Genomic DNA, 25,080 nt, shown 5'->3' with positions numbered 1-25,080 from the left:
CGGCCATAATTCGGTCGCGGGTCAGACTATATCGGGGCCTAGACGGGCGGGTAAGGGAAATGGCGCGTGTATTGCCGTCTTCCGACACAACTTAAAGGATAGTCCATGTCCAAAATTGCCCTGATTGCGACAGCTCTGCTGATGATGGCCGGCTCTGCCCTCGCAGCGCCCGACAATGCCCAGGCGTCTCCATCGGCACCGGCGAAGACGGCTGCCCCCAAGGCGGCGACGACCCGCTCCTCTTCAGGCGGCGTGATGCGCTACGACGCCAACAAGGACGGCACGGTTACCGCCGAGGAATGGAAGACGGGCCAGCAGGCCCGGTTCAAGAGCCTCGACGCCAACGGCGACGGCAAGCTCAGCCAGGACGAGATGTATGCGCGCACGCCCGCGGTCGGCAACAGCATCCTGCCGTCCGACAGCCAGGCCAGCCGCCAGTCCGGCAATTTCCAGCGCCTCGACACCGACAAGGACGGGTTCGTCACACTGACGGAGTTCATGGTCCAGGCCGACCGCAACTTCGCGCGCTGCGACACCGACAGGAACGGGCGCATCGACACCGCCGAGTGCCGCCAGGCGCTGCAGCGCAAGCCGGCCGAACGCTGATCCTCCATTGTGCCTGCGGACAAGAAAAAGGCCGCCGGGGTTGCCGGCGGCCTTTCGTTGGAACTCGCACCGGAAATTCAGGATCCTTCGGCGGACATGATATCGCCGAACAGCTCCCAGGTTTCCCCCTTGAAGCGGGCAAGCTGCACCGACTGGATCGGATAGTAATCCGTCGGGCTGGTACTGACAGTGATGCCCGGCAGCAGCAGGGGCACCCTGTACTTCTTGAAGCTGGTGGCCTGCTTCATCAGGTTTTCGCGCGTGAGCGTGTCACCGCACCTCTTGAGCGTCTCTTCCATCAGGGTCGAGACGGCATAGGCGAAGATGTAGTTGCCGTCGTCCTGGTTGGCGCCCGGCATGTACTTGTTCATCCAGGCTCGCCAGGTCTTCATCTCGGCATTGTCGTTCCACTGCTTGTCGGTGGGATCCATCAGATAGAGCGCCGTGATCTGGCCCTGGCTGTTCTCGAGACCAGCCGGCTTGAGTGTCGAAGCCACCGAGGACGAAACGTTGTTCAGGTACTGGATGGGCTTCCAGCCGATGTCGGCCGCCTTCCGGATGGCCTGGGCCGCGAACTTCGGGATCGCAATGTTGAAGAAGACGTTCGCGCCGGCATCCTTCAGCTGGATGATCTGGCTGTCGACCGTCGGGTCGGTCGTCTCATAGGTGACGTGCTTGACCACCTTGTTGACGTCCTTGCCGAGTCCCTCCTTGAAGCCTTCCCAGTAGTCCTTGCCGTAATCGTCGTTCTGCATCAGCACGCCGATCTTCGGGTCCTTCACGGTCGCGAGGATGTGCTTGGCATAGATGACGGCTTCGGTGTGGTAATCGGGCTGGAAACCCATCGTCCACGGGAATTCCTTGTACTTGCCCCACTTGGAGGCGCCGGTCGACACGTAGAGCTGCGGCACCTTCTTCTGGTTCATGTAGCGATGGATCGCAGAGTTTGTCGGAGTACCCAGCGTGTTGAACAGGCAGAGGACCTTGTCCTGCTCCACCATCTGGCGAACCACCTCGACGGTCTTGGCCGGGTTGTAGCCGTCGTCCATGGTGACGAACTTCACCATGCGGCCGTTGATGCCGCCGCGCTCGTTGACGCTCTTCCAGTAGGCTTCCTCGCACTTGCCAATGACGCCGTAGGAGGAGGCCGGTCCACTATAAGGATTGGTGTGGCCGATCTTGATTTCCTTGTCGGTCGCACCGTCGTCGTACTTCTTTTGGGCGAGTGCCACGCCCGATACCGACAATGCCGCCGCAGCGGATACGCCACCCACAAAAGAACGTCTGCTGGTCTTCAACGTCGCCTCCCTGGTGAATCGTTTCTCTGATTCTTGTTCGTCGAACGGAATATCGTCACGCAGAATCGGCAGATTGGAAAGAGGAAACCGCCGCCCCCTTAACGGCGAGAGAATGCTGCAGCGCACAACCGCGGCCCAAAGAAAAAGGCCGCTGGTACGACCAGCGGCCTTCGGAAGTTCGAAGTTCCGAAAGATCAGGAACCTTCGGCCGACATCACGTCGCCGAACAGATCCCAGGTCTCGCCCTTGAAGCGGGCAAGCTGCACCGACTGGATCGGGTAGTAGTCGGTCGGGCTGGTGTTGATCGTGATGCCCGGCAGGAGCAGCGGCAGCTTGTACTTCTGATAATTGGCCGCCTGCTTCATGACGTTTTCACGGGTCAGCGTGTCGCCGCACTTCTTGAGCGTCTCGAGCATCAGGTTGGAGACGGCATAGCCGAACACATGGTTGGCGTCCGCCTTGTTGGCGCCCGGCATCCACTTGTCCATCCAGGCTACCCAGGCCTTGAAGTCGTCGGTGTTCGCCCACTGCTTGTCCGTGGGGTCCTTGAGATACTGCGCCGTGATGATACCCTGGCTGTTCTCGAGACCGGCCGGCTTCATCACCGAGCCCACCGAGGCGGACACGTTGTTGAGGTACTGCGCCGGCTTCCAGCCGATGTCGGCGGCCTTGCGGATCGCCTGGGCGGCAGCCTTCGGCGTCGCGATGTTGAAGAAGACGTTGGCGCCGGAGTCCTTGAGCTGGATGACCTGGCTGTCGACCGTCGGATCGGTGACCTCGAAGGTCACGTGCTTGACGATCTTGCCGGTCTCCTTTCCGAGGCCGTCGCGGAAGCCCTCGTAGTAGTCCTTGCCGTAGTCGTCGTTCTGCATCAGCACGCCGATCTTGGCGTCCTTGACGTTGGCCAGGACGTGCTTGGCGTAGACGACGCCTTCGGTGTGGTAGTCGGGCTGGAAGCCCATCGTCCACGGGAATTCCTTGGGCTTGCCCCACTTCGACGCGCCGGTGGCGACGTAGAGCTGCGGCACCTTCTTCTGGTTCATGTAGCGATGGATAGCCGTGTTGGTCGGCGTGCCCAGCGTGTTGAACAGGCAGAGGACCTTGTCCTGCTCGACGAGCTGGCGCACCAGTTCCACCATCTTCGGCGGCGAGTAGCCGTCGTCGCGCGTGATGAAGTTGATCTTGCGGCCGTTGACGCCGCCAGCCTCGTTCACCGACTTGAAGAACGCCTCGATCGTCTTGCCGATCTGGCCGTAGGACGATGCCGGACCGCTATAGGGGCCGGTGTGGCCGAGCTTGATCTCGCTGTCCGTCGCGCCGTCGTCGTACTTCTTCTGCGCGAAGGCAGAGTTCGCACCCAGCACCGCAAACGCCGACACACCCGCTACAAAACCACGCCTACTCGTACGCATTTTTAACCTCCCAAGTGACTATGACCTGCCGGAGTTTCGTTCCGATTCCGGCCAGAAAGAAGGCCGCCTGCAGGCGACTTTCCGACGAAGAGGGCCCGGGTTATGCCCGCGCACCCCGCAGCTTGCGGTAGGCCATGTAGAGGCCGCCAGCGATGCCCATCGGCATCAGATAGATGATCGCGATCAGCAGAACGCCGAAGACCGTGTAGGCTGAGAGGTCGAACGGCAGGCCGAGGTCGTTGCGGATGAACTGGGTCAGCGACTGCGCCGAGTTGTCGACCAGGACGTAGAAGATGCCGCCCAGCACCGATCCCAGCAGAGAGCCGATGCCGCCCACGACCAGACCGATCAGGAACTTGATCGAGAGGAAGATGCCGAAACTGTCCGGCGCCACGAAGGCGATGGCCGAGGCCGACAGTGCACCCGCGATGCCCGTATAGGCGGCGCTGATGCCGAAGGTGACGGTCTTGTAGAGCGCCGTGTCGATGCCCATCGTGTCGGCCGCCATGTACTGGTCGCGGATCGCCATCATGGCGCGGCCGCTGCGGCTGTTCAGCATGTTCGCCGCGCCCCAGAACAGCACGATCATGACCACGAGGCAGAAATAGTAGAGCCACTGGTCCTCGCTCAACGGCAAGCCGAACGGCACCTCGGGCTTCAGCAGCACGATACCCTGCACGCCGCCGGTCAGGCCCTCGAGCCACTTGTATTTGAGGATCTGCGGCACCGCGAGGGCGAGCGCGAAGGTCGCGAGCGCGAGATAGTGCCCTTCGAGCTTCAGCGCCGGCAGGCCGAACAGATAGCCGACGATGAAGCACACGATGGCCGCCGCCGGGATCGTCGCCCAGTAGGGCACGTTCAGCTTGTCCATCAGGATCGCCGCCGTATAGGCGCCGACCGCGTAGAAGGCACCGTGGCCCAGCGAGAACTGCCCGTTGAAGCCGGTCAGCAGGTTCAGGCCGAGCACCGCGATCGAGGCGATGATCATCGTGCTGACGAGGAACAGACGATAGTCCGAGACCACGTCGGGGAACACCGGCCGCAGCAGCGGCACGAGGAAAGCCAGGGCGATCAGCCCCAGCACCCATTTCTTGGACCCGGTCATGTCAGACCCTCTTCACGACGACGCGGCCGAACAGGCCCGCGGGCTTAACCGTCAGCACGAAGATCACGATGATGAGCGCCACCGTGAGCTTCTCGCCGTTGCCGATGATGTAGACGCCGGTCGCCTTCTCGATCTGGTTGCCGGCATAGGCCACCATGTTCTCGAGGATGCCGACGATGAAGCCGCCGGCGACCGCGCCGGCCGGGTTCGAGATGCCCCCGACCAGGGCACTGGCAAAGGCGTAGAGCAGGATGCCGCCCATCATGTTGGGTTCGAGATAGACGATGTGGGCGACCATGATGCCGGCCACCGCACCGACCGAGGCGGCGAGGCCCCATCCCAGCGCCAGCATCCAGTCGACCCGCACCCCGACCAGGCGCGCCATCTGCGGGTTCTGCGCCGCCGCGCGCATCGCCAGACCGAGCGGCGTGTAGCGGAAGAACACGAACAGGAGCCCCAGCACGATCAGGGTGATCACCACCACCCCCAGCTGATGCGGCCCGATCACGCCGGCGATGCCGAAGCTGCTCTTGGGGAACGGCGACGGGAACTCCTTGATCAGGTAGCTCCAGAAGGCGCCGGCCATCGAGTTGAAAATTGCCAGCAGGCCGATGAACACCACGATGATCGAGAGGACCGGCGCATTGTGCAGCGGTCTCAGGATCAACCGCTCGATCAGCACGCCCATGGCGAAGGATATGAGAACCGTGAGCACGAACGCGACCCAGAAGCTCATCCCCCAGCTCATGAGCTGCCAGGAGATGTAGGTGCTGAACATCGCCATCTCGCCCTGGGCGAAATTGATGTGGTCGGTCGAGACGTAGATCATGACCAGCGCAAGGGCCACGCAGGCATAGATGGCGCCGTTGGCGAGGCCGGAAGCGATCTGCTGGAGAAACTGTTCCATGTAGGTCTGGCCTCAGTAGCCGAGGTAGGATTTGCGGACGTTCTCGTCGTTCTTGACGACGTCCGAGGGACCCGACATCACGACCCTGCCGGTTTCGAGCACGTAGGCATGCGTGGCGAGGTCGAGGGCGAGCGCGGCGTTCTGCTCGACCAGCAGGATGCTCACTTTCTCTTCCTCGTTGATGCGCCGCAGGATGCGGAAGATCTCCAGCACGATCAGCGGCGCCAGGCCGAACGAAGGCTCGTCGAGCAGCATCAGGCGCGGCTTCAGCATCAATGCACGGGCGATGGCCAGCATCTGCTGCTCGCCGCCCGACAGCGTGCCGGCCTGCTGCTGGATGCGTTCCTTGAGGCGCGGGAAGTAGACGAAGACACGCTCCAGCTCGTCCTTCACCCCCTGCTTGTCCTTGCGGGTGTAGGCTGCGATGCGGAGATTCTCGTCGACCGTAAGCGTCGTGAAGGTGCCGCGTCCCTCCGGGACATGGGCGATGCGCTGGCGCACGATCTCTTCCGTGGCCATGCCGCGGATGTCCTTGCCGTCGAAGCGGATCGTGCCGTCGGTTCGGACCATGTTGCAGATCGCCCGCAGCGTGGTCGTCTTGCCGGCGCCGTTGGCGCCCAGCAGGGTCGTGATGCCGCCGGTGGGGATGTCGAAGGCGACATCGTAGAGCGACTGCGTCTGGCCGTAGAAGGCCTTGAGCCCCTTAACCTCGAGAAGCGCCGCCATTACGAGGTCCCCAGATAGGCGCGGATCACTTCCGGATCGCGCTGCACTTCCGCCGGCGTGCCGTCGGCGATCTTCTTGCCAAAATCGATCGCCACGACCTTGTCCGACACGGACATGACCAGGCTCATATGATGCTCGACCAGGAGCACCGTGACGTTCTGGAGGTCGCGAACACGCTTGATCTGGCCCTTCAGCACCTCGATCTCGTCGTGGTTCAACCCGGCCGCCGGCTCGTCGAGCAGCAGAAGCTTGGGGCTGGAGGCCAGCGCGCGAGCGAGTTCCACCCTTTTGCGGATCGGGAACGGCAACGGGCCAGCTATGGCGTGGGTAAAGGGCACCAGGTCCATGAAGGCGATCAGCTCCTCGGCCCGCCGGGTGATCGCCTCCTCCTCGACCTTGACCTTGGGAACGCGCAGCGCGTTCTCCAGGAAGCTGGTCGAACTGACGCTGTGGCAACCGACCTTCACATTGTCGAGAACCGACATGTTGTCGAACAGGGCCACGTTCTGGAACGTGCGGCCGATGCCGATCTGGGGGATGGCGTGTCTCGGCCGGTTCAGGATCGTCTTGCCCTCGAACTGCACGTCGCCGCTGCTGGGCGTGTAGAGCCGGCTCAGGCAATTGAAGAGGGTCGTCTTGCCGGCCCCGTTGGGACCGATCAGGCCGGCGATCTGGCCGGCAAAGACGTCGAAGGATACGCCGTCGAGGGCGACGATGCCGCCGAACCGGACGGAAACGTCGCGCACGCTGAGCAGCGGCGCGCTGCGAGATGTGGATGGTCCTGCCATGTGAAATGCCGGTTTCGCCAGCCGGCGCATTACACACGCCAAACCAGCGAAATTACCCTGTCCTCCCAACTACTTGAGACCCTTCTTCGGAGTCTGCCTTTCAATTACGATGGCTCATCCTGCGTAGCCGTGCAACTCAAATGGAACGACGCCATGCTTTCGGCGCGATTGCGCCGCAGGTTGGCTTTGACCGGCGGACATTGACACGCCGCAGTTTGCAACCGATACGAAATCTCCCCTTCCAAAAAAGCGGGCTCACCGCAATGAATCGCACGTTCCGCTCGACCCTGTTCCTGACCGCAGCCTGCCTCGCCTTCCCGGTAGCCGCGCAGACTCCCCCGACACAGGCCTGGCCACAGAACCGACCGCCTGCCCAGGCCGCCCCGCCGGCGCAGCCTGCCCAGCCCGCGGCGCCACCCTCGGCCGGCGCTGCCGCGACGCCGCCGGCTGCCGGCGGACCGCTCGGTGCGCCCGCGCCCGTGCCGCTTCCCCAGTGGTTCGTCGACATCGATGTCAACAAGAAGGGCGAGGTCACGCGCGCCGACTTCCTGAAGTACCGGATGAAGTCGTTCGAAGCGCTGGACGCCAACAAGGACAACAGGCTGTCGGTCGAGGAGTTCATCAAGGTCGTCGAGCCGCCTGTGACCCCGGCCGACGCGCCCGGCCTGCCGCCGCTCGAGGAGCGCCGCACCCGCGCCCGCGCCGAATTCCAGAACCTCGACACCAACCGCGACGGCTTCGTCGAGCGCGGCGAGGCCGAGGCGCTGGTCCATTCCGAGTTCAACAATTACGACACCGACCGCGACAACAAGATCACCGAACCCGAGGTTCGACTGATCATCCAGCGCTCGATGCAGCGCGAGGCCGCGGAGCGCCAGCAGGCCGAGCAGCGCCGCCGCCAGGGCATGATGACCCTGAACGAGTTCATGGACATGCAGCTCCGGCAGGCCGACGAGCTCGACAAGAACAAGGACGGAAAGGTCAGCAGCCAGGACTATCTCGTCCTGGCCGGCCCCGCCGATGGGCCGCAGGCCAAGAACCTGTTGCCGTTCGACATGCGCAAGCAGATCGCCATGCGCAAGTTCGCCGAGATCGACACCAACAAGGACGGCCAGATCGACCGCGTCGAGATGACCGCTCACGCGCTGAAGCAGTTCCTGGAAATGGACCTCAACAAGGACCGCTTCCTCAGCGAGGACGAGTTCAAGAAGGCGCAGGAAGCCGAGGCTGCCAAGATCCGCGCCATCGTCCAGACGTTGATGCCGGCGCAGCCCGCACAGCCCCGTCCGGCGCAGCCGCAACCGCGCGGCGGCCAGCCGGGCCCGGCGCCGCAGCCCTCCGGCCCGCCGCCGGGACTGCCACAGGGCACGCGCTAACGGCACCACGAACAAAGAAGCCGCGGAACCGGAAGGTACCGCGGCTTTTTTCATGCGCCGGCCGGGAGGTCTTTCGCCTATTCGACGGTGACGCTCTTCGCCAGATTGCGGGGCTGGTCGACGTCGGTGCCCTTGGCGATGGCGGTGTAATAGGCCAGCAGCTGCACCGGGATCGTGTAGAGGATCGGCGCCACCACGGGATCGACCGCGGGCATGGTGAGCGTCGCCACGGAGTGCGGCCCCAGCCGCTTCACCCCGGCGGCGTCGCTCAGCAGCACCAGCTTGCCGCCGCGCGCCTTCACCTGTTCGAAATTGGACGCGGTCTTGTCGAACAGCGAATCGTTCGGCGCCACGACCACGACCGGCACGAGCTCGTCGATCAGCGCGATCGGCCCGTGCTTCATCTCGCCCGCGGCATAGCCCTCGGCGTGGATGTAGGAGATTTCTTTCAGCTTCAGCGCGCCCTCGAGCGCGACCGGGTAGGACGTGCCGCGGCCGAGATAGAGCACGTCGCGCGCCTCGGCGAGCACCGCGTCGGCAATGTGCCGATACTGCGCTTCCATGTTCATCGCCTCGTTGATCTGCGCCGGCAGTTCGATCAGCGCCGCCACCAGGCGTGCTTCCTCTGCCTCGGTGATCGTGCCACGCGCGCGGCCGGCGGCGATCGCGGTGGCCAGCAGGACGGTCTGCTGGGTGGTCGTGGCCTTGGTCGAGCAGACGCTGATCTCGGGCCCCGCCAGCGTATGCAGGACGACATTCGCCTCGCGGGCGATGGCGCTCTCCGGCACGTTCACCACAGCCAGGATGTGCTGCTTCTGCGACTTGGCGTAGCGCACCGCGGCCAACGTGTCGGCCGTCTCGCCCGACTGGGACACCGCAATGCAGACGCCGCCCTCGGGCAGCGGCGGCGCGCGGTAGCGGAACTCCGAGCCCAGCTCGACCTCGACCGGCAGGCGCGCGATCTGCTCGAACCAGTACTTGGCGACCATGCACACATAGTAGGCGCCGCCGCAGCCGGTCATGGTGATGCGGCTCACCCTGGTCCAGTCGAACGGCAGCGCCGGCAGCGCAACGGTGCGGGTCGCGGGATCGACGTAGCTGTGCAGCGTGTCGCCGATCACCGCCGGCTGCTCGTGGATCTCCTTGAGCATGAAGTGGCGGTGGTTGCCCTTGCCCATCATGGCGCCGCTGAGACCGGTCTGGCGGATCTCGCGCTTCACCTCGGTCTTGCCCTGGAAGACGGTGCAGCCGTCGGGGCGCACCACCACCCAGTCCTCGTCCTCGAGGTAGCTGACGCGCTTGGTGAACGGAGCCAGCGCCAGCGCGTCGGTGCCGATGTACATTTCGCCGTCGCCGTAGCCGACCGCCAGCGAGCTGCCGCGGCGGGCGCCCATCAGCAGGTCGTGCCGGCCGCTGAACAGGACGGCCAGCGCAAAGGCGCCGCGCAGCCGCTCCATGGCCGTGCCCATCGCCTGCTCGGGCGACATCTGCCGCTCGAGATAGGAGGTGATGAGCTGCGCCACGACCTCGGTGTCGGTGTCGCTGTCGAACCGGCGGCCCTCGGCCTCCATCTCGGCCTTCAGCTCCTGGAAATTCTCGATGATGCCGTTGTGCACGACGGCGACGCGATCCGTAGCGATCGGATGGGCGTTGCGCTCGGAGGGCTTGCCATGGGTCGCCCAGCGGGTGTGGCCGATGCCGATCGTCCCGGAGAGCGGCTCGACCTTCAGCCGCGCCTCGAGGTTCACCAGCTTGCCCTCGGCCCGGCGCCTATCGATATGGCCGTTCACCAATGTGGCGACGCCCGCGGAGTCGTAGCCGCGATATTCGAGCCGCTTCAGCGCGTCCACCAGAAGGGGCGTGACGGGCGCTTTGCCGATGATGCCGATGATGCCGCACATGGGATTCTGTCTCGACCGGGAGGGGATTTATTTCTTGCTGGACCGCTCGGCCGCGGCCTTCCTGGCGGCCACCGCGCGATCGCGAAGTTTCGCACGAAGCGCCGTCGCTCGCCCCTTCTTTGTGACCTGACGGGCGCGGCCGAAGGCCACCGCGTCGGCAGGAACATCCTCCGTCACGACGCTCCCCGCGGTCACGTTTGCGCCCTTGCCGACCCTGAGCGGCGCCACCAGGGAGCTGTTGGAACCGATGAACACGTCCGGCCCGATGACCGTGCGATGCTTCCCGTAGCCGTCGTAGTTCACGGCGATCGTGCCGGCCCCGATGTTGCTGCCCGGCCCGATGTCGGCATCGCCCAGATAGGCCAGATGGTTCGCCTTGGCGCCGCGCCCCATGCGCGTGGCCTTGAGCTCGACGAAGTTGCCGATATGCGCCTCGTCGGCCACGTCCGAGCCCGGCCGGATGCGGGCGAACGGGCCGATGATCGCGCCCTTGCCGATGCGCGCGCCCTCGATGTCGCAGAAGGCCCTGATGACCGTGTTCGCACCAACCGTGACACCGAGGCCGAAGCGCACGTTGGGGCCGATCGTGACGTCGGTGCCGAACTTCGTGTCGGCAGAGAGCCAGACCGTGCCGGGATCGGTCATGGTGACGCCGCCCAGCATCGCGGCGTGGCGGAGCCGCTGTTGCAGCGCCTGCTCGGCCACCGCCAGCTCGACACGGGAATTGATGCCCTGGAACTCCGCCTCCTCGCCCGCCACGGCAATCGCCTTGTGGCCGGCCGCGCGGGCGATCCGCACCGCATCGGTCAGGTAGAATTCGCGCTTCACGTTGTCGTCGCGGATCGCGCCCAGCAGCTTCGCGATCAGCCTGCCGTCGATGCACATCACGCCGGAATTGCAGAAGTCGACCGCGCGTTCGGCGGCATCGGCATCCTTGCTCTCGACGATCCGGACCAGTTCGCCACCCTCGACGATCAGGCGACCGTAGGGCGACGGATCGCGCGCCTTGAAGCCCAGCACGCCGACAGCCGCCCGGGCCTTGCCGCAGGCGGCAACCAGCTTGCGGAGGCTTTCGGTCGTCACCAGCGGCGCATCGCCGAACACGACCAGAACCGGCCCGTCATGGCCCTTGAGCGCCCCCAGGGCGGCCCGGGCGGCGTGCCCCGTGCCCAGCGGCCTGTCCTGCACGGCGGTCGGATGCGGCGCGAAGGCCCTGGCCACCCCGGTGGCGCCGGGAGCGATCACGCCGACGATCCGGCCGGGCTTCAGCGCGGCTGCATTGGCCAGCACATGCGCCACCATCGGGAGGTTCGCCAGCGGATGCAGGACCTTCGGCAGGGCCGACTTCATGCGGGTTCCGGCGCCGGCTGCGAGCACGACCACGGCAATCGGTGATTTCATGCCCGTCCGATGCCATGGGGCTGGCGGAGGGGCAAGGCGGATATGCTAGAGAACACGGCATGCAGAAAGATGCCGAAACACTCATCGCCGCCCGCTTCGACACGGTCCTCTACGACCTCGACGGCACCCTGATCGACAGCGCGAAGGACATGCAGCTGGCCGTCAGCAACGTGCTCGCCGACCATGGCCTGCCGGCCGTGACCGAGGAAGACGTTCGGATCTTCATGGGCCAGGGCAGCAAGGTCACGATGGGCAAGGCCTTCGCCAAGTACGGCCGGGCGCTGGATGAGGACACGCTGACCGCCGTGACGCGCGAGTTCGTCCGCTACTACGAGGCCGATCCGATCAGCCACACCACCGCCTTTGCCGGCGTCGCCGACGTGGTCGCCGGCTTCGCGCGGCTCGGCCTGAAGCAGGGCGTCTGCACCAACAAGTTCGAGAAGCCCTCGCGCATGATCCTCGCGCACCTCAGGCTGATGCCGCCGATCAGCGACGTGGCCGGCGCCGACAGTTTCCCGGTCCGCAAGCCCGACCCGCGCCACATCCTGATGCTGCTGGAACGCATGGGTGGCGATCCCAAGCGCGCCGTGATGATCGGCGATTCGACCCACGACGCCGAGGCTGCCCGCGGCGCCGGCATCCCGGCCGTCCTGGTGAGCTGGGGCTATACGGCCAGGCCGGCCAGCGAACTGGGCGCCGACGCCGTGATCGATCGTTTCGACGCCCTGCCCGCGGCGCTGGCGGGACTCGCAGCGGGCCGTTGACGGCCCTCCCCGCCTGTCTTATACGCGCGCCTTCCGGGCGCTTAGCTCAGCGGGAGAGCACACCCTTCACACGGGTGGGGTCGTAGGTTCAATCCCTACAGCGCCCACCATCTACCCTCCGGAAGTCATTGGGCAATTGGTTTCAGACCCGCATGCCGAACCTGCATGGCGGGTTGCCAAACGGCATATGCGGGCTCTACCGCCCGAGGACGAGATAGACCAACCGATCCAAGAAGGAACGCGGCGCAGCCGGAGGCGCGTGACGTGCCGGGGGTTCCTTCGAAGAGGGCGCTTCGAACGCTCTGCCGGACCGCGCTGCGGCGCCGTCCCGCTTTTTCTCGGATGTAGCAATCCTGGTCCGTCTCGCTTCAGCGAGATCCGCCGCAACCTTGGCGCTGCGGAACTCGAGGTACGCAGACTTCACGACAATCGACATCAGCGTGTATCCGTGATCCGATAGATGCACCAAATCCGAATGGTAGGCAGCAGTATCTCCGCCGAGAGCCGCGTCGACATCGCAAAAATAGACATTGGGCCTGGAGGTGACTGCGACCCCGGTCAGTTCATTCGTCTTCTTTCGGCGAACCGTCTTGAAGGTTCCCTTCGGCCCCCTCGGCGGTATGCCGACCACGAAGATCGCCTCCGGCGACCATCTCGCAATCATTTCACCGACGACGGCATCGATCGCCGCGGCGATCGCCGGCGGGGATCCCTTCGGCAGATTGTTGGTGCCGACGATCAACACAATCATCCGCGGCTTCACGCGGTCGAAATCGCCGCTGCGCACCTTCCACAGGGTGTTCTGGATGCGGTCGCCGGTCATCGACATCTTGGTGATCCGACAATCCTCGAACGTCGCGCGTAGCGACGTCTTCGGCCACATCGACGCCAGCGAATCTCCGGCGATCAGAACGTCGACGGCACTCGCCGGCAGCTTCTCAAGCTGCTTTTTGTAACGATCGAGCTTGTCCGGTGTCGGGGCTTCCGGAACGACGACTTGGGCTGCGCACATCGGCGGAAATTAGCACCGCTTCCCCATCCCGCAAGAGTTGAAACACATGCGGCAAAAATGCATAGACTACGCGCACAACACCAAAGGAGGCAGTATTGGACGCAGGCGAGAAGCGCGTGGCTCTTCACCGGCTTAACTACGTACGCGGCCGCTTGCCGGAGATCGTTGCCGAGAGAAGCCGGAACCGGACCGAGCTGAAGACCCGTCTGCAAGACATCAAGACAGGTCTGGAGCCCAAGCCGCTCAAGGAGGCTCGCATGAGGGTGTCCTATATTCGCCAGCGGTCACAGCTGCTCATCGAAGAGCAGAGGGCGGTGGTAGCGGAACAAAAGGATCTGATCGCCAAACTGCGCGCAGCCCGCCCGCCCGCGGCAGGCTGACGGCGGCACTGGAGCGCCAGCCGCAAATCTGATTTTCGTGTTTTTTGCTGTCCCGGCATAGGAAAGTCGCCCGCTATGTTTCTCCGAGATGAGGAACGCCAAGCGGCGCAGCTGAGGGCGCGCATGGCAAGGCTCAAGCGTCTGTGCGCCAAGCTGGACGCGTAGATTCGCGCTAGACAGGAAGAACAGGAACGCCCACTCGCACAAAGGACAATGGACGACTCCCGATCGTGAGCTCAGGAATGATTGTTCCACACGCGTCGACGCCGAGATTGCTGGACGAGAAGCACGTTTCCTGAGTTGGGACCAATCCGAGAGCCTCAACGCGGCCACGCGTCTCTACGTTCGTCGTTGTCAGCTCACCGACGGCAGGGCTCTCTCCCGCAGGATATCTGCAACTCTTTTCGCTGTGTTTTCTATTGCCCCTTCAAATCCCCGCCTTGGCGGTCCGGTAATAACTTCAATGTTCGGACTCCACGTCCCGATATTGGTCCCGCTCCTTGCGCGGAATAATGCCTCCGCTGGATGAGTAACGGCTATCGTCCGTGCTCCAACCGCTCCTGCAAGATGCTGTGTCGTCCCTGGGATAGTCACGACCAAGTCCAGTTCGCACATCAGAGCAGCGACAGACTCCAAGTCTTCTTTTACGTTCAAGCTAGGCATTTCGACTATGCGAGCCTCCGAGGAAACACCATCAATCTCTTCGCGAACGCCAGCGCCGAATTGAAGGTTCACGTAGTTGCCGGGGCAGACCCTGAAGAGAGGACTCCAATCCGTCAGAGCCGTGGCCTTGATCGAACGCAGGTAGTTCAGTCGACCGGATCGCCAAAACAAGCCGATCCATGGTCCATGCCCGCGTCTAGCAAGCTCTGCACCCCATCGTGCTCGCAAGTCGACGTTAACGTGGAGCGGGCGCGCAAGTCTGGGCAAATCCTCCTCGCTCCTGACTAGCAAAGCCTGGAGATCCCTAATGAGCAAGATGCGATCAAAGCTGGAAGCCCGCCTCCACAAATCCTCGCTTAGGTGCCGACGCAGGATCAGTGGCACTGCGTTCTCCCCACTCGGCTCCACTTTCTCTTTGCCGGAGACAACCAGACCCGGTCGTCCTCGCGCGACCAAGCCTGCAATTCGCCGATCCACCACGATGGTGCAGGAGGCAAACAGGGATCTGACCCGATCAACCAGCTCTATCAGACGAATTTCATCACCGAGTTCCGTGTAAGCAATAATCAAGACGTGGGCGTTGCCCAAAGCTTTGATAGGCTCATCAGGTCGAATGAGATTTGGCAACAGCTCGCAAAGCGCGCTGCGCAATCTTGTCTTCCATTCCACTGAGAATGCGTCCGCATAGCGCCCGAGAGCCATACCTGCGGTCATTAAGCTGGAACTCTCCGCACTGAGCAATCGCTCGAATGGAGCCTGCATTGCCGCACGGTTACCCTTGAGCATGGCAAGACGAATGCGCCAAAGGTCTTTCTTCGCAGAAGAACCCAACAGCCACTGTCGCTCCCGCAGAGCACGTTGGGCCAAGACCGGATCGCCAGTGTTAACAGCGATCTCAAAAGCAGCATCTGCGAGAACAGGATCTTCGAGCGGACCGGCTGACTCAATTAACTCCCGCGCTTCCTGAAAGCGCATTAAACTGGCAAGAGTACGCGCCGCATCGGGTCGCACGGCAGGCTTTCGACTAGCCTCCTCATGCGCGCGCCGAACTATGTGCGGCGCAATCTCCGTGGGAGGTACCCTGAGGTTAACGACCAAAAACTGCGAAGCCCTCCAGTAAGTAGGATGTAGCTCCAAGAGTTCTACCAGCAGATCGATCGCTTCTGCTTCTCGACCTTGTTGCGCAAGACTTCTGGCTTTGAAAAGCACTTCGCCCGGCCGCGTTCCCTTCACGGCGGTAGATGCTCGCTTATAATGGGTGCACGCGGACGCGCCTCGATCAAAGCCTTGATGATATCGAAGCCATCTCTGTCGTCGATATCAAGGCCGGTGATGCGCGACTGAACAATGGGAAGAATGCGCTTGCCCATGAACGCGGCCCGATGCGTGACCCAGCCGCTATGGCGGAAAATCTCAAGACTGTAAGGATGATAGACTTTGACAAGGTGAGTGCGCGGAATTTTTGACAAGTGCTCAGGCCACTCCTTGAGCAATGGCTCCAAGTACCCATCTCTATTAACAATCTGCAGCCGTGCATCTCCTTCGCTGACTAAGCGAACCGAATCGATCTCGGGTCGTGACTTCAATATGGCCAGCGCCTCATGCACAGAGGCCAACTTTCGGAATGGACTCGTAGGCTTCAGCCAGACCCACACGTCAGGCAACTCGATTCCAGACTGAGGGAGTCGGTTGTGCAGATCCTCTAAAATATCTTCCTCTCGTGCGGTATCCGTGCTGGCATTTCCAGATCGGAGAAATGGACATTCCGCTCCGTGAGCAAGCCCCAACTGGGCGTAGCGATCACTGTCGGTGCTCAAAATCACCCGATCAATTCCGAGCGCCAGCCCAAACCTAATCGCCCAGGCAATCAGAGGGCAGCCGTCTATCTCCAGAATATTCTTGTCAGGAAGTCCCTTGGAACCTGATCGGGCTGGTACTAGCGCATACACCCGCAAGAGCGGCCTCCCAATTTTGCGAATGAAGATTGCCACCAACTAAATCGTACGCGTTAGCATCATGTAGACGGCTCGGCTGACGCCACCTTCAAAGGTGGGAGGAACAGCAGCAGTTCTTCTTTTCGCATTTGTGCCCCCCGTGTTGTGCACGTCGTCCCATCCAGCACGTTCTGCGCCTCGATGGTTCGGCCCGACATGACTAAAGCATCAGCATACTCGAGCAAAATGTTGTCAGAAGTGAACAAGGCGACGGCCCGCTCAAAGTAGTGGAGAGCCGATTGATCGGTGCCGTGACGCCTGTGCGCGCGGGCAAGGGCGAGAAAAATCTGATACGAAGCGCCCTCCTTCATCGGCGTCCTGTGCCAGCGCCTAGCCGCATTCTCTGCAGCCTCCAACTGGCCGAGACTTGCATAGCAGTCGACGGAGAGCCGCCAATAGCGTCGGGCGTGGCCTTCGAGAAACTCAGGGTCCTCGTACCGCACAGGCATCTTTCGCAGCAGAGCGAGCGCCTGCTTGAACTCGCCCCTGCGGATCAGAAGGTCTGCCTGCTCGATTGACCGTCTGACATCGTCGAAAGGTGCCTGATCCAGCGCCTTCTGGGCGAGATCATATTCCCGGTATCTCATCGCGAGCTTGAGGTAATCCGAGGCAAACACCTTGTCGGATGCGTTTTGAATTCGATCCCGCATCATTTGCCACTTGCGACGTGCATCGCCGGCAGCCCTGCGGTCGATCTCGGCCAGCAACTCCCTCGTCTCCAACCCGTCGAGGGGAGAGTCCTCGGCGAATGCGGAGACCATTCTCTCGACGTTGACGTCGACGAGTTCCTGGGTCACGTGAATCAGATCTTCCCGCCAGGCAAGGTGCCGATCCGAAAGCATGACACTCTCGAACGACGGGAAATAGTGGACGTTGTCGTATTCGAAGACAGCGTGCTCCGCCGCGGTCCGCAAAACACTCTTGGAATAGGTATTGGCGACGGCGACATCGATGGGCCGGAACGTCTGTGTCATCGGCACGGGCGAGACGGTCATCAGGACCTGCACGTCGGGGCGGCCGTGCGTCCGTATGAGCTCCAGCGCTCGCCGCAGATGATGCAGCGTCTCGTCGAACGTCAGCACGCGCAGTTCGTAGCGATCGGGCTCGCGAAGCTGCAACGGCTGACGGGGCGTAACGTTGAGATAGACGCCGGCTCGCCTGTCGTACCAGACCTCTGCCAGCCCGAGGGTAATGATCACGACGCGACATTCCATGATCCGGCGCGTTACGGCTCGAATGGCCTCCCGGCGCTTGAGGGCGACATCGTATGCAACCGGTTTGATCCGCCCGAAGAGGTGCATGTCGACGAACCCACCGGGAACCAGCTCTGCCAGCGCCGTCGAAGGATCGAACGGGCAACTTTCGTCGAGCGCCCAGGCCAGTTCCTGTGCAATCGAGGGCGTGCCGTAGTTATTCAGAAACGCGCTATCCACGTCGAAGAAGGCGGAGTCCTGCTTGAGCAACTCCAGCACCGGAATTGCAAATCCCCGGTCCGACAGGCTCTGTTCTATATGACGGGCAAAGCATGAGCCGATCGTGAAGATGGCTTCGCCCTCGATCAGGCGAAACGGCGCGTCGAAATGAGGCTTGGCGACGGGCTCGATGCGGTTCGGCTGTCCGTCCCGCTCCGGCCAGCGCCGAAGCGGATTGGGTTCCTCGGCCAGCGATGGCACGAGAGTCTCGATTGGCATTCGTGATCTTCAGGGCGCAGCAGATGGCATAGCGGTCATTGTGCCTCCCAGACGTGAAAGCGTCCACCTGTGGCCGCGCCTTCGGGCACCCCCTCCGTCTGCCGGGACCTGGCGGTGCGGTTAGGAAACGGTCGCGTCCCAGATGAGACATCGTGTCTTGGATTCTCCCAATTTGCCGTGCACAAGGGCGTTGTCGGGCCGGATGAGGCTTGGCATTCTAGGAAACTCGTAAAAACAAGGACTTACATGGCTAGGGTCGTCGATCTCCGGGACCTTCTGCGGCACAAATGGTATGCGAAGGAACGCTTGCGCGTTTTCGCGCAGGAGAAACTGGACCTCGCCGCCGGGCCGGTCGAAGCCGGGTTGAAGGGCGTCACGGGAGCCTGATCATGCCGTTGTTCGAAATCTCAGCCGAAGAAATCCTGGCCGCGCGTTCGGCGGAAAACGACGCGCAGGCCTGGCCGACCCGCGAGGACAAAGACAATCGCGTCGAGCCGATCGCGAAGCCTCATTTCGACGTGACGTTCAGGCTCGTGCCCGGCGAGCCAATTTTCACCATCGGTTCCTGCTTCGCGCGAAACGTCGAAGCCAAGCTGCTCGATCGCGGCTACAAGATCCCGGCGCTCGACATCTTCAAGCGCGAGGACTTCGCCAAGATCGATCCGAGCGCATTGAACAACTACGGCGTTCCGTCGATCTACCAGGAGCTGGCTTGGGCCCTCGATCCGGAATTTCCCTTCGTGCCGGAAGCGAATTTCAGCGAAGTATTCCCCGGCAAGTTCGTGGACAGTCACCTTCCTGTCGGCATCCGGCCGGCGCCGCTCGAGATCGTCACCGCCCGTCGCGAGGCGGTGCGTCAGGCGGTGGCCCAAGTCAAGGATTGCCGGGTCATCATCATCACGCTGGGCCTGACCGAGGTCTGGTACGACAAGAAGCACGATCTCTACATCAACACCCATCCCCGCCTGAAGGCGCTGGAAGCGGAGCCGGAACGCTACGTGCTGCGCGTCCTGAGCTTCGACGAGACGATGACCTACCTGCGTAAAATCGCCGACATCATCGACAGGTTCGGACGTAACGACACGCAGATCATCGTCACGGTCTCGCCGGTCCCCATGGGCTCCACGCATCGGTCCGTCGACGTGATGGTGGCCAACACCTACTCGAAGAGCGTTCTGCGCACCGCGGCCGAGCACATCGTGGCCGAGCGCAGGAACGTCCACTACTACCCGAGCTACGAGAGCTTCACCCTGTCCGACCGCAAGCGCGCCTTCAAGTACGATATGGTGCATGTCGAGCAGGAGCTGGTCGATTTCAACGTCGGCCGCATGGTCGCGGGCTTCGCAGAGCGCTCCACAGATCTCGACAAGATGGATGTCCCGACGCTGATCGCCCACATCAACGAAGTTTCCGAGAACAATCCCCGCCTGAAGTGGAACCTGCTCCAGGAGAACCACGACCGCATCTCGACCAGTTTCGAGTTCGCGCAGTTCTACATCCGGACCGCACTCAACCGCAGAGCCTTCAAGCTGGCCCGCGCGGCGCTTCTCGCGGCGCCGAACGAATGGCAACCAGCGCAGAAGGAGCTGCTCGAGGCGGAGTTGCTGATCGGCGAGGAGAAATATGCCCATGCGAAGGGCGTCCTGCAGAAGCTCGGCTTCGGCAAGATGGAGAAACTCACCCCCGAAGGCCGGCGCTGCTACTACATGCTGGTCGAAGCCAACATCGGATTGAAGGACATGGATGCCGCCCGCAATGCGGCCCTGACCTTCTCCCGCCAAGTGGTGAAACGCGGCGGCCGCAACCGGGTCTACGAGATGCTGGCCAAGGGCTACAAGGACGCCGAACGCCTGAAGGAGGCCGCGCACTTCTACGCGCAGGCCGTCGAGCTCAGCCAAGCGGACGTCGTGATGCTCGACTACGCGGAGGTCCTGATGGCCCTCAAGAAGATCGACGAAGCCAAGGCAATCCTCGAAAAGGCCGCATGCGAGAATCCTGTCAATCGCCGCCGCAAGGAACATATGTTGTCCTTCGTCGTCCCGCGGGTCGCCGCGGCGGAGTAGCGACCCTCGCCGCGCTGCTGCTGGCTTTCAGCCAGGCGGCGTACGCGGAGGACTGCCCGGCTCCGGCTCCCGAGGCGTCGGCGAAGGAGATCGCCGTTCCCGAGGCGTCCGATGTGCTGGTGCTGGGGGATTCGATCGCGGCGGCTTGGCCGCGCACGCTTCTCGAATCCACCTATCCCGGCCGACGGGTCGCCAAGATCGCGGTCAGCGGCGAGCGGGTGCAGCAGACGAAGTGGAAGATCGAAAGCGGTCGCTTCGATCACCTGCGGCCCCGGACTGTAATCATGCTGGTCGGCACCAACAATCTTGGACGCAACCCGCCCTGCGCCATCTCGCAGGGCATCCTCGACATCGTCGACGACGTCGAGCGGAGATGGAAGCCGGAACAGATCGTCGTCTTCGGCATCCTGCCCCGCGGCGCCGGCGGCACGTATCAGGCAAGCGCCCGCAGCCAAATCAATACGGCCGTGCGTAACGGGCTGGCCGGCCGTAGCGGCGTACGGTTCATCGAACTCGACGACCGGATGTCGTGCGCGCCGTGCGCTCCCTACCGACCCGACAACACGCATCTCACGACCGACGGCTACCGAATCCTGACCGGGGCGCTCAGGTAGGCTCCTCGTCCTTCGTCTTCCCGGCAATATGCTGTTCGCGGCGCTCCTGCCATTGCCGCATCTTCTCCGCGCGAGCCTGTTTCCGCTTCTCCCGGTCGCGAATGACCAGTTCGCGCGCGGACATCTTCTCGCTGACGGTCGCGGCGCGCTCTTCCTTCTGCTGCCGCTGCTGCGCCAGTTGCTCCTCGCGCTCCCGTTCCTTCCGGGCCCGGAGTTCGATTTGTGCGCGACGGGCGTCCTCGGCGGCTTTCTGGAGGTTCCACGCCTCCAGCGCCTTCCGTGCGCGCTCGGCCCGCCATTGCTCTTTGGCGGCGCGCCGAACGGGCAATTCCCGCTTCAGGAAGTACACGCCGGTCGCGACGGTGCCTGCCAGCACGAAGACGGAGAGGAGAACGTACTCCAAGTCTAGACGTCCCGGATCATGCGGGTGAACACATAGGTGAGGATCGCGGCGACGCCCCAGACCGGAAGCTGGTAGTACCAGGGTGTCGTAGCGATCGCGTCGCTGAACCTGCCGACGAAGTTGAGCAGCCAATCCATGGACGATTCTCGCATGCCCGTGGGTGGGCTGCAAAGCGTCCCCGAGCGCACCCCGCCCGCCGCTTGAATGGCCTCCAGCGCGCTGCTACCAGCGGCCATGACCAACATGCTGTCGCTCCGGCCCGGAGACCGCGTTCCGGATTTCGCCCTGCCGGGGCTGGACGGCAAGCTTCGGAAGTTCGTCTGGTCGTTCGTCGGCGACCCGGTGGCGCTGCTCGCCGTGGCCGACCTGACGGCGCTCGATCCCGTCCAGTTCGCCGCCTTGCGCGCTGCCTGCGAACAGGCGTCGACCACGCTGCTGGTCGTCGCCGGGAACGAAATCGCCCGCGCGACGCCGGCCTGGACGAAGCTCGGCGCGGCGCCCGAGCAACCGCTGCTGCTCTGCGACCCCAAGGGCCAATACCTCTCGGCCCTGCTCGCGCAAGGCGGCGCCGTCGCCTTCGGCCAGGCGATGGGGCCGCGCCAGCGCGTGATCGTGCTCGATCCGAACCAGCGGGTCGCGGGTACCTTCGATACGCGGGCCCTGCTGGCGGCGGCCGAGGGGATCGGCGCGCTGGCCGCTTCCGTTCGCGCCGACGGCGGCGCCGACCTGCTGCTCAAGACCGCGATGGCGCCGGTGATGGTCCTGCCCCGCGTCTTCGAGCCGGACTTCTGCACCCAGCTCATCCGGCTCTGGGGCAAGGGCGACCACGGGGACTCGGGCGTTTCGAGCCGCTACGGCAACGTCGACATGGCGAAGCTGAAGCGCACCGAGGACTACATGATCGTCGAGCCGATGATGCAGAAGGCGGTCTCCGACCGTCTCGCCTATCGCATCGGTCCGGAACTGACGAAGGTCTTCGCCTTCGATCGCGAGTTCACCTTCGACGCCCATGTCGTGCTGTCCTACAGCGCCGAGGGCAAGCACTTCTTCGCCGCCCATCGCGACAACGGCGCGCCCGTCACGGCCGATCGGGCCTTTGCCGTGTCGCTGAACCTCAACGACGACTTCGAGGGCGGCGAGCTGGTGTTTCCCGAATATGCCGGCGTGCGCGTGAGCCCGCCCGCGGGCGCGGCCGCGGTCTTCTCCTGCGGCCTGCTGCACAAGGTCGGCCCGGTGACCCGCGGCCGCCGCTACGTGCTCACGACCTTCTTCCGCCAGAAGCGCTGAACCGGCGCACTCGGCCCCATCAGCCAGCAGCGGCCGGAATCCAGCTCTTCTTCTCGCCGGCGTAGGGGGCGCCGGGATTGCCGTGAACCGTCGTGCGCCACATCAGGCGGCTCTCGCGGTCGCCGTCGAACCAGGTGGCGGCGTGGACGAGGCAGCGATTGTCCCAGACCAGCAGATCACCCTCGGTCCATTCGTGGGCGTAGCAGAAGCGACGCTCCGTATAGTGCGCCATGATCTCGTCGAGCAGCGCGGCCCCCGCCCCGTGCGGCCCCGGCTCCAGGCCGACGAACGGTCCCTCGAACCAGTCCATCTGGCCCCATTCGCAGAGGAACAGGGATTTCTCGCCGGTCACGGGATGGGCGCGCACGACCGGCTGGGGCTGCGAGCGCTCATGGACGGCGAAGGCGCGCGGCGTGCGCCCGGCCAGGGCGGCGTCGCGCGAGCGGCCGCTACCCGGTTGGGCGTGCAGGCCGACCAGATTTTCGACCTTCGCCTTCAGCGCCGGCGGCAGCGCCTCGTAGGCCAGGATGCCGTTGGCGAACAGCGTCTGGCCGGTCGTCCGCTCGGCCGGCGTTACGGCGTAAAACAGCGAGATGTCGGGCGGCGGCCGGCGATAGCTCTGGTCGGTGTGCCAGCCCTTGCGGTGCGGGTACTGCGTCGGGATCAGCCCGTCGGCGGCCAGCGGCGGATCAGGCCGCTTGGGCGGCGCCTTGCCGACCGGCGCCCTGTTCGACACCAGCAGGATCTCCGGCACCGAAACGTGCACCGCCTTCAGGTCGGTCAGCGTATGCCGATAGTCCTCGACCTCCGGCCCGAAGACGCGGCTGAGGCGGATGAGCAGGTCCGGATCGTCCGAGATTCCGTTCATGCCCTGGATCAGCAGCAGCCCCCTGGCCGCCGACAACTCGGCCGGCAGGCGGGCGGGATCGCGCTCGGCGGCTGCCACGATCTCGGCGGCATCGCCGTCGAGCCGCAGCGTGGCACCGAAGGATGCGCCGGGCAGCGGCGCTTCGCGCACGACGTTCATGGCCGCTGCCCCGCATAGGGATCGTTGATGCCGTCGAGCGGCCAGATCGGCCGCCGCAGCTTGGTGAACTTCAGGCGCGACAGATCGGGCGAGCAGATGCCGCCGGAATCGACCAGCACGATCTCGCGGGCGATCGGCGCGTAGGCCGCACGGAAATGCTGCACGCTCTTCACCACCACCACGCTCTTCGTGCGTGGGTCGATGCCCTGGCTGAAAAAGACCTGCAGGTCGATGGTCTGGATGCGGTTGGAGATGGTGACGACGTCGATGCCGCCGATGCGCAGCACCGCGGTCGGTCCCATCGAGGTCTCGACGCCGGCATTCATCGGCCCGTCGTTCTTGAAGGAACCGTCGGACAGCATCTTCACGAAGGCCCTCGCCTTCACCGGTCCGCCCATCGACGGATCGGTATGGCCGCCCAGCACGACGTCGATCTCCGCGCCGACGCCGGCGGCGATGGCCTGCTGCACCGTGCCGGGATCGAAGATGGTGCCGAAGGCCACGTTCTGGACGTCCGCGTCGATCAGCGCCTGCAGCACCGGGGTCGTGTCGTTGTAACCGCCGCCGCCCGGATTGTCGGTGCCGTCGGCCACCACGAGCGGACCATCCTTGCCGACGCCGGCCCTGGCCGCCGCGATCGCGTCGGCGATCGGCCGGTAGTTCGAGGTGTTCTCGTCGCGGCGCTTCCAGATCTCGTCGAGCAGCGCGGCCGCCATTTCCCGCGCGCGCTTCTCGGCGCCGGGCTCGTGACTCACCGCGATCGAAGGGCCGGTGTAGGGGATGTCCGACCAGGTGAATCCCGCCTGGATGCTGACGACGTTGATGCCTGGCTCTTTCTCGAAGGCGTCGGCCCTGGCCAGCAGGTCGCGCATCAGGCCGGGCTGGGTGGTCTTGCCGGAATCCGCGCCCTGCAGCATGGCGGGCTGGACCAGCAGGCACCGGGGCTTCTTCCGGCCCTCCAGCGTCTCCTGGACCAGCGCCGCGGCCTGGACCGCACGTTCGTAGCCGTCGATGTGCGGATAGGTCCGGTAGCTCACCAGCGCGTTGGCGTGACGCGCCATCCCCGCCGTGGCGTTGGCATGGAGGTCGAGCGTGGCGACGATGGGGACGTCCGGACCGACGATGGCGCGCAGCGCCGCCAGAAGCGCGCCTTCGGCATCGTCCTCCGTCTCCGTCACCGCCGCGCCATGCAGCGACAGGCAGATCGCGTCGAGCTTGCCCGCCTTCTTCGCGGCATCGAGGATCAGGTCGCGGATATGCTCCCAGGTCTCCTTCGTGAGCTTGCCCGACGGCGTGGCATTGGCCGCGGCGGCCCAGACCGGCTCCCAGCCGTACTTCTTCACCGAGTCGATGTAGCCGCCGACCTCGTTCTTCGTGCCGGTGAAGCGCGGCACTATCGCCTCGCCCTCGATCAGCCAGCGCTTGCGGTAATCCTCCAGCGTCGTCTTGAGTTTGCTGAAGGTGTTCGTCTCATGCATGAACTGCGCGATCAGGACGCGGTACGCCATTTCGTTACTCCTAAATCCGGTCTTCTCCTCCCCTGCTGTCAGGGTAGGGCTATCGATCGAGAATCAAGGATCCTTCGCTACGCTCAGGATGACACTATTGTTGGGGCTGCGCAGTGCGCCGACCCAGAAGCTGGTGTCATCCTGAGCGCAGCGA

General features: G+C 63.9%; 24 protein-coding genes and 1 tRNA gene. 9 read left to right on the top strand and 16 right to left on the bottom strand.

Annotated elements, in window-relative coordinates; all coding sequences use genetic code 11:
* Positions 1-105 precede the first annotated feature (105 nt).
* Positions 106-606 carry an EF-hand domain-containing protein gene (locus KQ910_RS15965; protein ID WP_216962249.1) on the top strand — a complete coding sequence of 167 codons (501 nt, stop codon included), beginning with the start codon at positions 106-108 and terminating at the stop codon, positions 604-606.
* A 77-nt stretch (positions 607-683) separates the two neighbouring features.
* Here the strand turns inward: KQ910_RS15965 and KQ910_RS15960 are convergent, their stop codons facing one another.
* From KQ910_RS15960 to KQ910_RS15935, 6 genes are all read right to left on the bottom strand, one after another.
* Positions 684-1,904: an ABC transporter substrate-binding protein gene (locus KQ910_RS15960; protein WP_216962247.1), complete on the bottom strand. Its 1,221-nt coding sequence runs from the start codon at positions 1,902-1,904 to the stop codon at positions 684-686.
* 194 nt (positions 1,905-2,098) lie between these two features.
* On the bottom strand, positions 2,099-3,316 hold the full coding sequence (locus KQ910_RS15955) for an ABC transporter substrate-binding protein (RefSeq protein ID WP_216962244.1): 1,218 nt from the start codon (positions 3,314-3,316) through the stop codon (positions 2,099-2,101).
* 100 nt (positions 3,317-3,416) lie between these two features.
* Positions 3,417-4,421, bottom strand: coding sequence for a branched-chain amino acid ABC transporter permease (locus KQ910_RS15950; protein WP_216962240.1), 1,005 nt, complete (start codon positions 4,419-4,421; stop codon positions 3,417-3,419).
* Position 4,422: 1 nt separating this feature from the next.
* Positions 4,423-5,328, bottom strand: coding sequence for a branched-chain amino acid ABC transporter permease (locus KQ910_RS15945; protein ID WP_216962237.1), 906 nt, complete (start codon positions 5,326-5,328; stop codon positions 4,423-4,425).
* A 12-nt stretch (positions 5,329-5,340) separates the two neighbouring features.
* Entirely contained in the window at positions 5,341-6,054 is a 714-nt protein-coding gene (locus tag KQ910_RS15940; protein ID WP_216962234.1) for an ABC transporter ATP-binding protein, read from the bottom strand.
* Positions 6,054-6,842, bottom strand: a complete 789-nt coding sequence (locus tag KQ910_RS15935) for an ABC transporter ATP-binding protein (RefSeq protein WP_216962231.1) — start codon at positions 6,840-6,842, stop codon at positions 6,054-6,056. The genes KQ910_RS15940 and KQ910_RS15935 overlap by 1 nt, the downstream gene beginning before the upstream one ends.
* Positions 6,843-7,105: 263 nt before the next feature.
* On the opposite strand from KQ910_RS15935, the gene KQ910_RS15930 reads away from it, so the two are divergent.
* Positions 7,106-8,218 (top strand): EF-hand domain-containing protein, encoded by a 1,113-nt coding sequence (locus KQ910_RS15930; RefSeq protein ID WP_216962228.1) that lies wholly within the window; start codon positions 7,106-7,108, stop codon positions 8,216-8,218.
* Between the two features lie 77 nt (positions 8,219-8,295).
* On the opposite strand, the gene glmS is transcribed toward KQ910_RS15930, so the two are convergent.
* Complete coding sequence (gene glmS, locus KQ910_RS15925) at positions 8,296-10,119, bottom strand: glutamine--fructose-6-phosphate transaminase (isomerizing) (RefSeq protein ID WP_216962225.1); 1,824 nt, start codon at positions 10,117-10,119, stop codon at positions 8,296-8,298.
* Between the two features lie 27 nt (positions 10,120-10,146).
* Positions 10,147-11,520 (bottom strand): bifunctional UDP-N-acetylglucosamine diphosphorylase/glucosamine-1-phosphate N-acetyltransferase GlmU, encoded by a 1,374-nt coding sequence (glmU, locus tag KQ910_RS15920; protein WP_216962222.1) that lies wholly within the window; start codon positions 11,518-11,520, stop codon positions 10,147-10,149.
* Between the two features lie 59 nt (positions 11,521-11,579).
* Between glmU and KQ910_RS15915 the strand changes: the two genes are divergently transcribed.
* Positions 11,580-12,284, top strand: a complete 705-nt coding sequence (locus KQ910_RS15915) for an HAD-IA family hydrolase (protein ID WP_216962219.1) — start codon at positions 11,580-11,582, stop codon at positions 12,282-12,284.
* A 35-nt stretch (positions 12,285-12,319) separates the two neighbouring features.
* A tRNA-Val gene (locus KQ910_RS15910) sits at positions 12,320-12,394 on the top strand.
* A gap of 86 nt (positions 12,395-12,480) precedes the next feature.
* On the opposite strand, the gene KQ910_RS15905 is transcribed toward KQ910_RS15910, so the two are convergent.
* Positions 12,481-13,296 (bottom strand): GDSL-type esterase/lipase family protein, encoded by an 816-nt coding sequence (locus KQ910_RS15905; RefSeq protein ID WP_216962216.1) that lies wholly within the window; start codon positions 13,294-13,296, stop codon positions 12,481-12,483.
* A gap of 95 nt (positions 13,297-13,391) precedes the next feature.
* Here KQ910_RS15905 and KQ910_RS15900 point away from each other — a divergent pair, with 95 nt between their 5' ends.
* A complete protein-coding gene (locus KQ910_RS15900) occupies positions 13,392-13,676 on the top strand; it encodes a hypothetical protein (RefSeq protein ID WP_216962213.1) in 285 nt (94 codons plus the stop codon).
* A gap of 354 nt (positions 13,677-14,030) precedes the next feature.
* Here the strand turns inward: KQ910_RS15900 and KQ910_RS15895 are convergent, their stop codons facing one another.
* Genes KQ910_RS15895 through KQ910_RS15885 form a run of 3 tightly spaced genes read right to left on the bottom strand, consistent with a single transcriptional unit; the run spans position 14,031 to position 18,024 of the window.
* Complete coding sequence (locus tag KQ910_RS15895) at positions 14,031-15,572, bottom strand: glycosyltransferase family protein (RefSeq protein ID WP_216962210.1); 1,542 nt, start codon at positions 15,570-15,572, stop codon at positions 14,031-14,033.
* Positions 15,569-16,330: an acylneuraminate cytidylyltransferase family protein gene (locus KQ910_RS15890; RefSeq protein WP_216962207.1), complete on the bottom strand. Its 762-nt coding sequence runs from the start codon at positions 16,328-16,330 to the stop codon at positions 15,569-15,571. Before KQ910_RS15890 ends, KQ910_RS15895 begins: the two co-directional genes overlap by 4 nt.
* Positions 16,331-16,353: 23 nt before the next feature.
* Positions 16,354-18,024 (bottom strand): GSCFA domain-containing protein, encoded by a 1,671-nt coding sequence (locus KQ910_RS15885; protein ID WP_216962204.1) that lies wholly within the window; start codon positions 18,022-18,024, stop codon positions 16,354-16,356.
* 246 nt (positions 18,025-18,270) lie between these two features.
* On the opposite strand from KQ910_RS15885, the gene KQ910_RS15880 reads away from it, so the two are divergent.
* From KQ910_RS15880 to KQ910_RS15870, 3 genes are all read left to right on the top strand, one after another.
* Positions 18,271-18,411, top strand: a complete 141-nt coding sequence (locus KQ910_RS15880; protein WP_216962201.1) for a hypothetical protein — start codon at positions 18,271-18,273, stop codon at positions 18,409-18,411.
* A 2-nt stretch (positions 18,412-18,413) separates the two neighbouring features.
* A complete protein-coding gene (locus KQ910_RS15875) occupies positions 18,414-20,087 on the top strand; it encodes a GSCFA domain-containing protein (RefSeq protein WP_216962199.1) in 1,674 nt (557 codons plus the stop codon).
* 113 nt (positions 20,088-20,200) lie between these two features.
* Positions 20,201-20,701 (top strand): GDSL-type esterase/lipase family protein, encoded by a 501-nt coding sequence (locus KQ910_RS15870; protein WP_216962196.1) that lies wholly within the window; start codon positions 20,201-20,203, stop codon positions 20,699-20,701.
* On the opposite strand, the gene KQ910_RS15865 is transcribed toward KQ910_RS15870, so the two are convergent.
* Both KQ910_RS15865 and KQ910_RS26985 read right to left on the bottom strand, forming a co-directional pair.
* Complete coding sequence (locus KQ910_RS15865; RefSeq protein WP_216962193.1) at positions 20,694-21,104, bottom strand: hypothetical protein; 411 nt, start codon at positions 21,102-21,104, stop codon at positions 20,694-20,696. The genes KQ910_RS15870 and KQ910_RS15865 overlap by 8 nt on opposite strands.
* A gap of 2 nt (positions 21,105-21,106) precedes the next feature.
* Entirely contained in the window at positions 21,107-21,241 is a 135-nt protein-coding gene (locus KQ910_RS26985; RefSeq protein WP_255560200.1) for a hypothetical protein, read from the bottom strand.
* Between the two features lie 97 nt (positions 21,242-21,338).
* Here KQ910_RS26985 and KQ910_RS15860 point away from each other — a divergent pair, with 97 nt between their 5' ends.
* Positions 21,339-22,391, top strand: a complete 1,053-nt coding sequence (locus KQ910_RS15860) for a prolyl hydroxylase family protein (RefSeq protein ID WP_216962190.1) — start codon at positions 21,339-21,341, stop codon at positions 22,389-22,391.
* 19 nt (positions 22,392-22,410) lie between these two features.
* Here the strand turns inward: KQ910_RS15860 and KQ910_RS15855 are convergent, their stop codons facing one another.
* Both KQ910_RS15855 and KQ910_RS15850 read right to left on the bottom strand, forming a co-directional pair.
* Entirely contained in the window at positions 22,411-23,418 is a 1,008-nt protein-coding gene (locus KQ910_RS15855; protein WP_216962187.1) for a TauD/TfdA dioxygenase family protein, read from the bottom strand.
* Positions 23,415-24,926, bottom strand: coding sequence for a M81 family metallopeptidase (locus KQ910_RS15850; protein WP_216962184.1), 1,512 nt, complete (start codon positions 24,924-24,926; stop codon positions 23,415-23,417). The genes KQ910_RS15855 and KQ910_RS15850 overlap by 4 nt, the downstream gene beginning before the upstream one ends.
* Between the last annotated feature and the right edge of the window lie 154 nt (positions 24,927-25,080).

It is taken from the genome of Reyranella humidisoli (genome assembly GCF_019039055.1).
Taxonomy (GTDB): Bacteria; Pseudomonadota; Alphaproteobacteria; order Reyranellales; family Reyranellaceae; genus Reyranella; species Reyranella humidisoli.
Note: the sequence above shows the minus strand (reverse complement) of the source record. Positions and strands in the feature narration are given on the sequence as shown.

Excerpts from the sequence above, each read along its gene's own strand:
- KQ910_RS15965 (WP_216962249.1), top strand. The coding sequence starts at position 106 with ATGTCCAAAATTGCCCTGATTGCGACAGCTCTGCTGATGATGGCCGGC.
- KQ910_RS15955 (WP_216962244.1), bottom strand. The coding sequence starts at position 3,316 with ATGCGTACGAGTAGGCGTGGTTTTGTAGCGGGTGTGTCGGCGTTTGCG.
- KQ910_RS15950 (WP_216962240.1), bottom strand. The coding sequence starts at position 4,421 with ATGACCGGGTCCAAGAAATGGGTGCTGGGGCTGATCGCCCTGGCTTTC.
- KQ910_RS15945 (WP_216962237.1), bottom strand. The coding sequence starts at position 5,328 with ATGGAACAGTTTCTCCAGCAGATCGCTTCCGGCCTCGCCAACGGCGCC.
- KQ910_RS15940 (WP_216962234.1), bottom strand. The coding sequence starts at position 6,054 with ATGGCGGCGCTTCTCGAGGTTAAGGGGCTCAAGGCCTTCTACGGCCAG.
- KQ910_RS15935 (WP_216962231.1), bottom strand. The coding sequence starts at position 6,842 with ATGGCAGGACCATCCACATCTCGCAGCGCGCCGCTGCTCAGCGTGCGC.
- KQ910_RS15930 (WP_216962228.1), top strand. The coding sequence starts at position 7,106 with ATGAATCGCACGTTCCGCTCGACCCTGTTCCTGACCGCAGCCTGCCTC.
- glmS (WP_216962225.1), bottom strand. The coding sequence starts at position 10,119 with ATGTGCGGCATCATCGGCATCATCGGCAAAGCGCCCGTCACGCCCCTT.
- glmU (WP_216962222.1), bottom strand. The coding sequence starts at position 11,520 with ATGAAATCACCGATTGCCGTGGTCGTGCTCGCAGCCGGCGCCGGAACC.
- KQ910_RS15915 (WP_216962219.1), top strand. The coding sequence starts at position 11,580 with ATGCAGAAAGATGCCGAAACACTCATCGCCGCCCGCTTCGACACGGTC.
- KQ910_RS15905 (WP_216962216.1), bottom strand. The coding sequence starts at position 13,296 with ATGTGCGCAGCCCAAGTCGTCGTTCCGGAAGCCCCGACACCGGACAAG.
- KQ910_RS15885 (WP_216962204.1), bottom strand. The coding sequence starts at position 18,024 with ATGCCAATCGAGACTCTCGTGCCATCGCTGGCCGAGGAACCCAATCCG.
- KQ910_RS15880 (WP_216962201.1), top strand. The coding sequence starts at position 18,271 with ATGGCTAGGGTCGTCGATCTCCGGGACCTTCTGCGGCACAAATGGTAT.
- KQ910_RS15875 (WP_216962199.1), top strand. The coding sequence starts at position 18,414 with ATGCCGTTGTTCGAAATCTCAGCCGAAGAAATCCTGGCCGCGCGTTCG.
- KQ910_RS26985 (WP_255560200.1), bottom strand. The coding sequence starts at position 21,241 with ATGGATTGGCTGCTCAACTTCGTCGGCAGGTTCAGCGACGCGATCGCT.
- KQ910_RS15860 (WP_216962190.1), top strand. The coding sequence starts at position 21,339 with ATGACCAACATGCTGTCGCTCCGGCCCGGAGACCGCGTTCCGGATTTC.
- KQ910_RS15855 (WP_216962187.1), bottom strand. The coding sequence starts at position 23,418 with ATGAACGTCGTGCGCGAAGCGCCGCTGCCCGGCGCATCCTTCGGTGCC.
- KQ910_RS15850 (WP_216962184.1), bottom strand. The coding sequence starts at position 24,926 with ATGGCGTACCGCGTCCTGATCGCGCAGTTCATGCATGAGACGAACACC.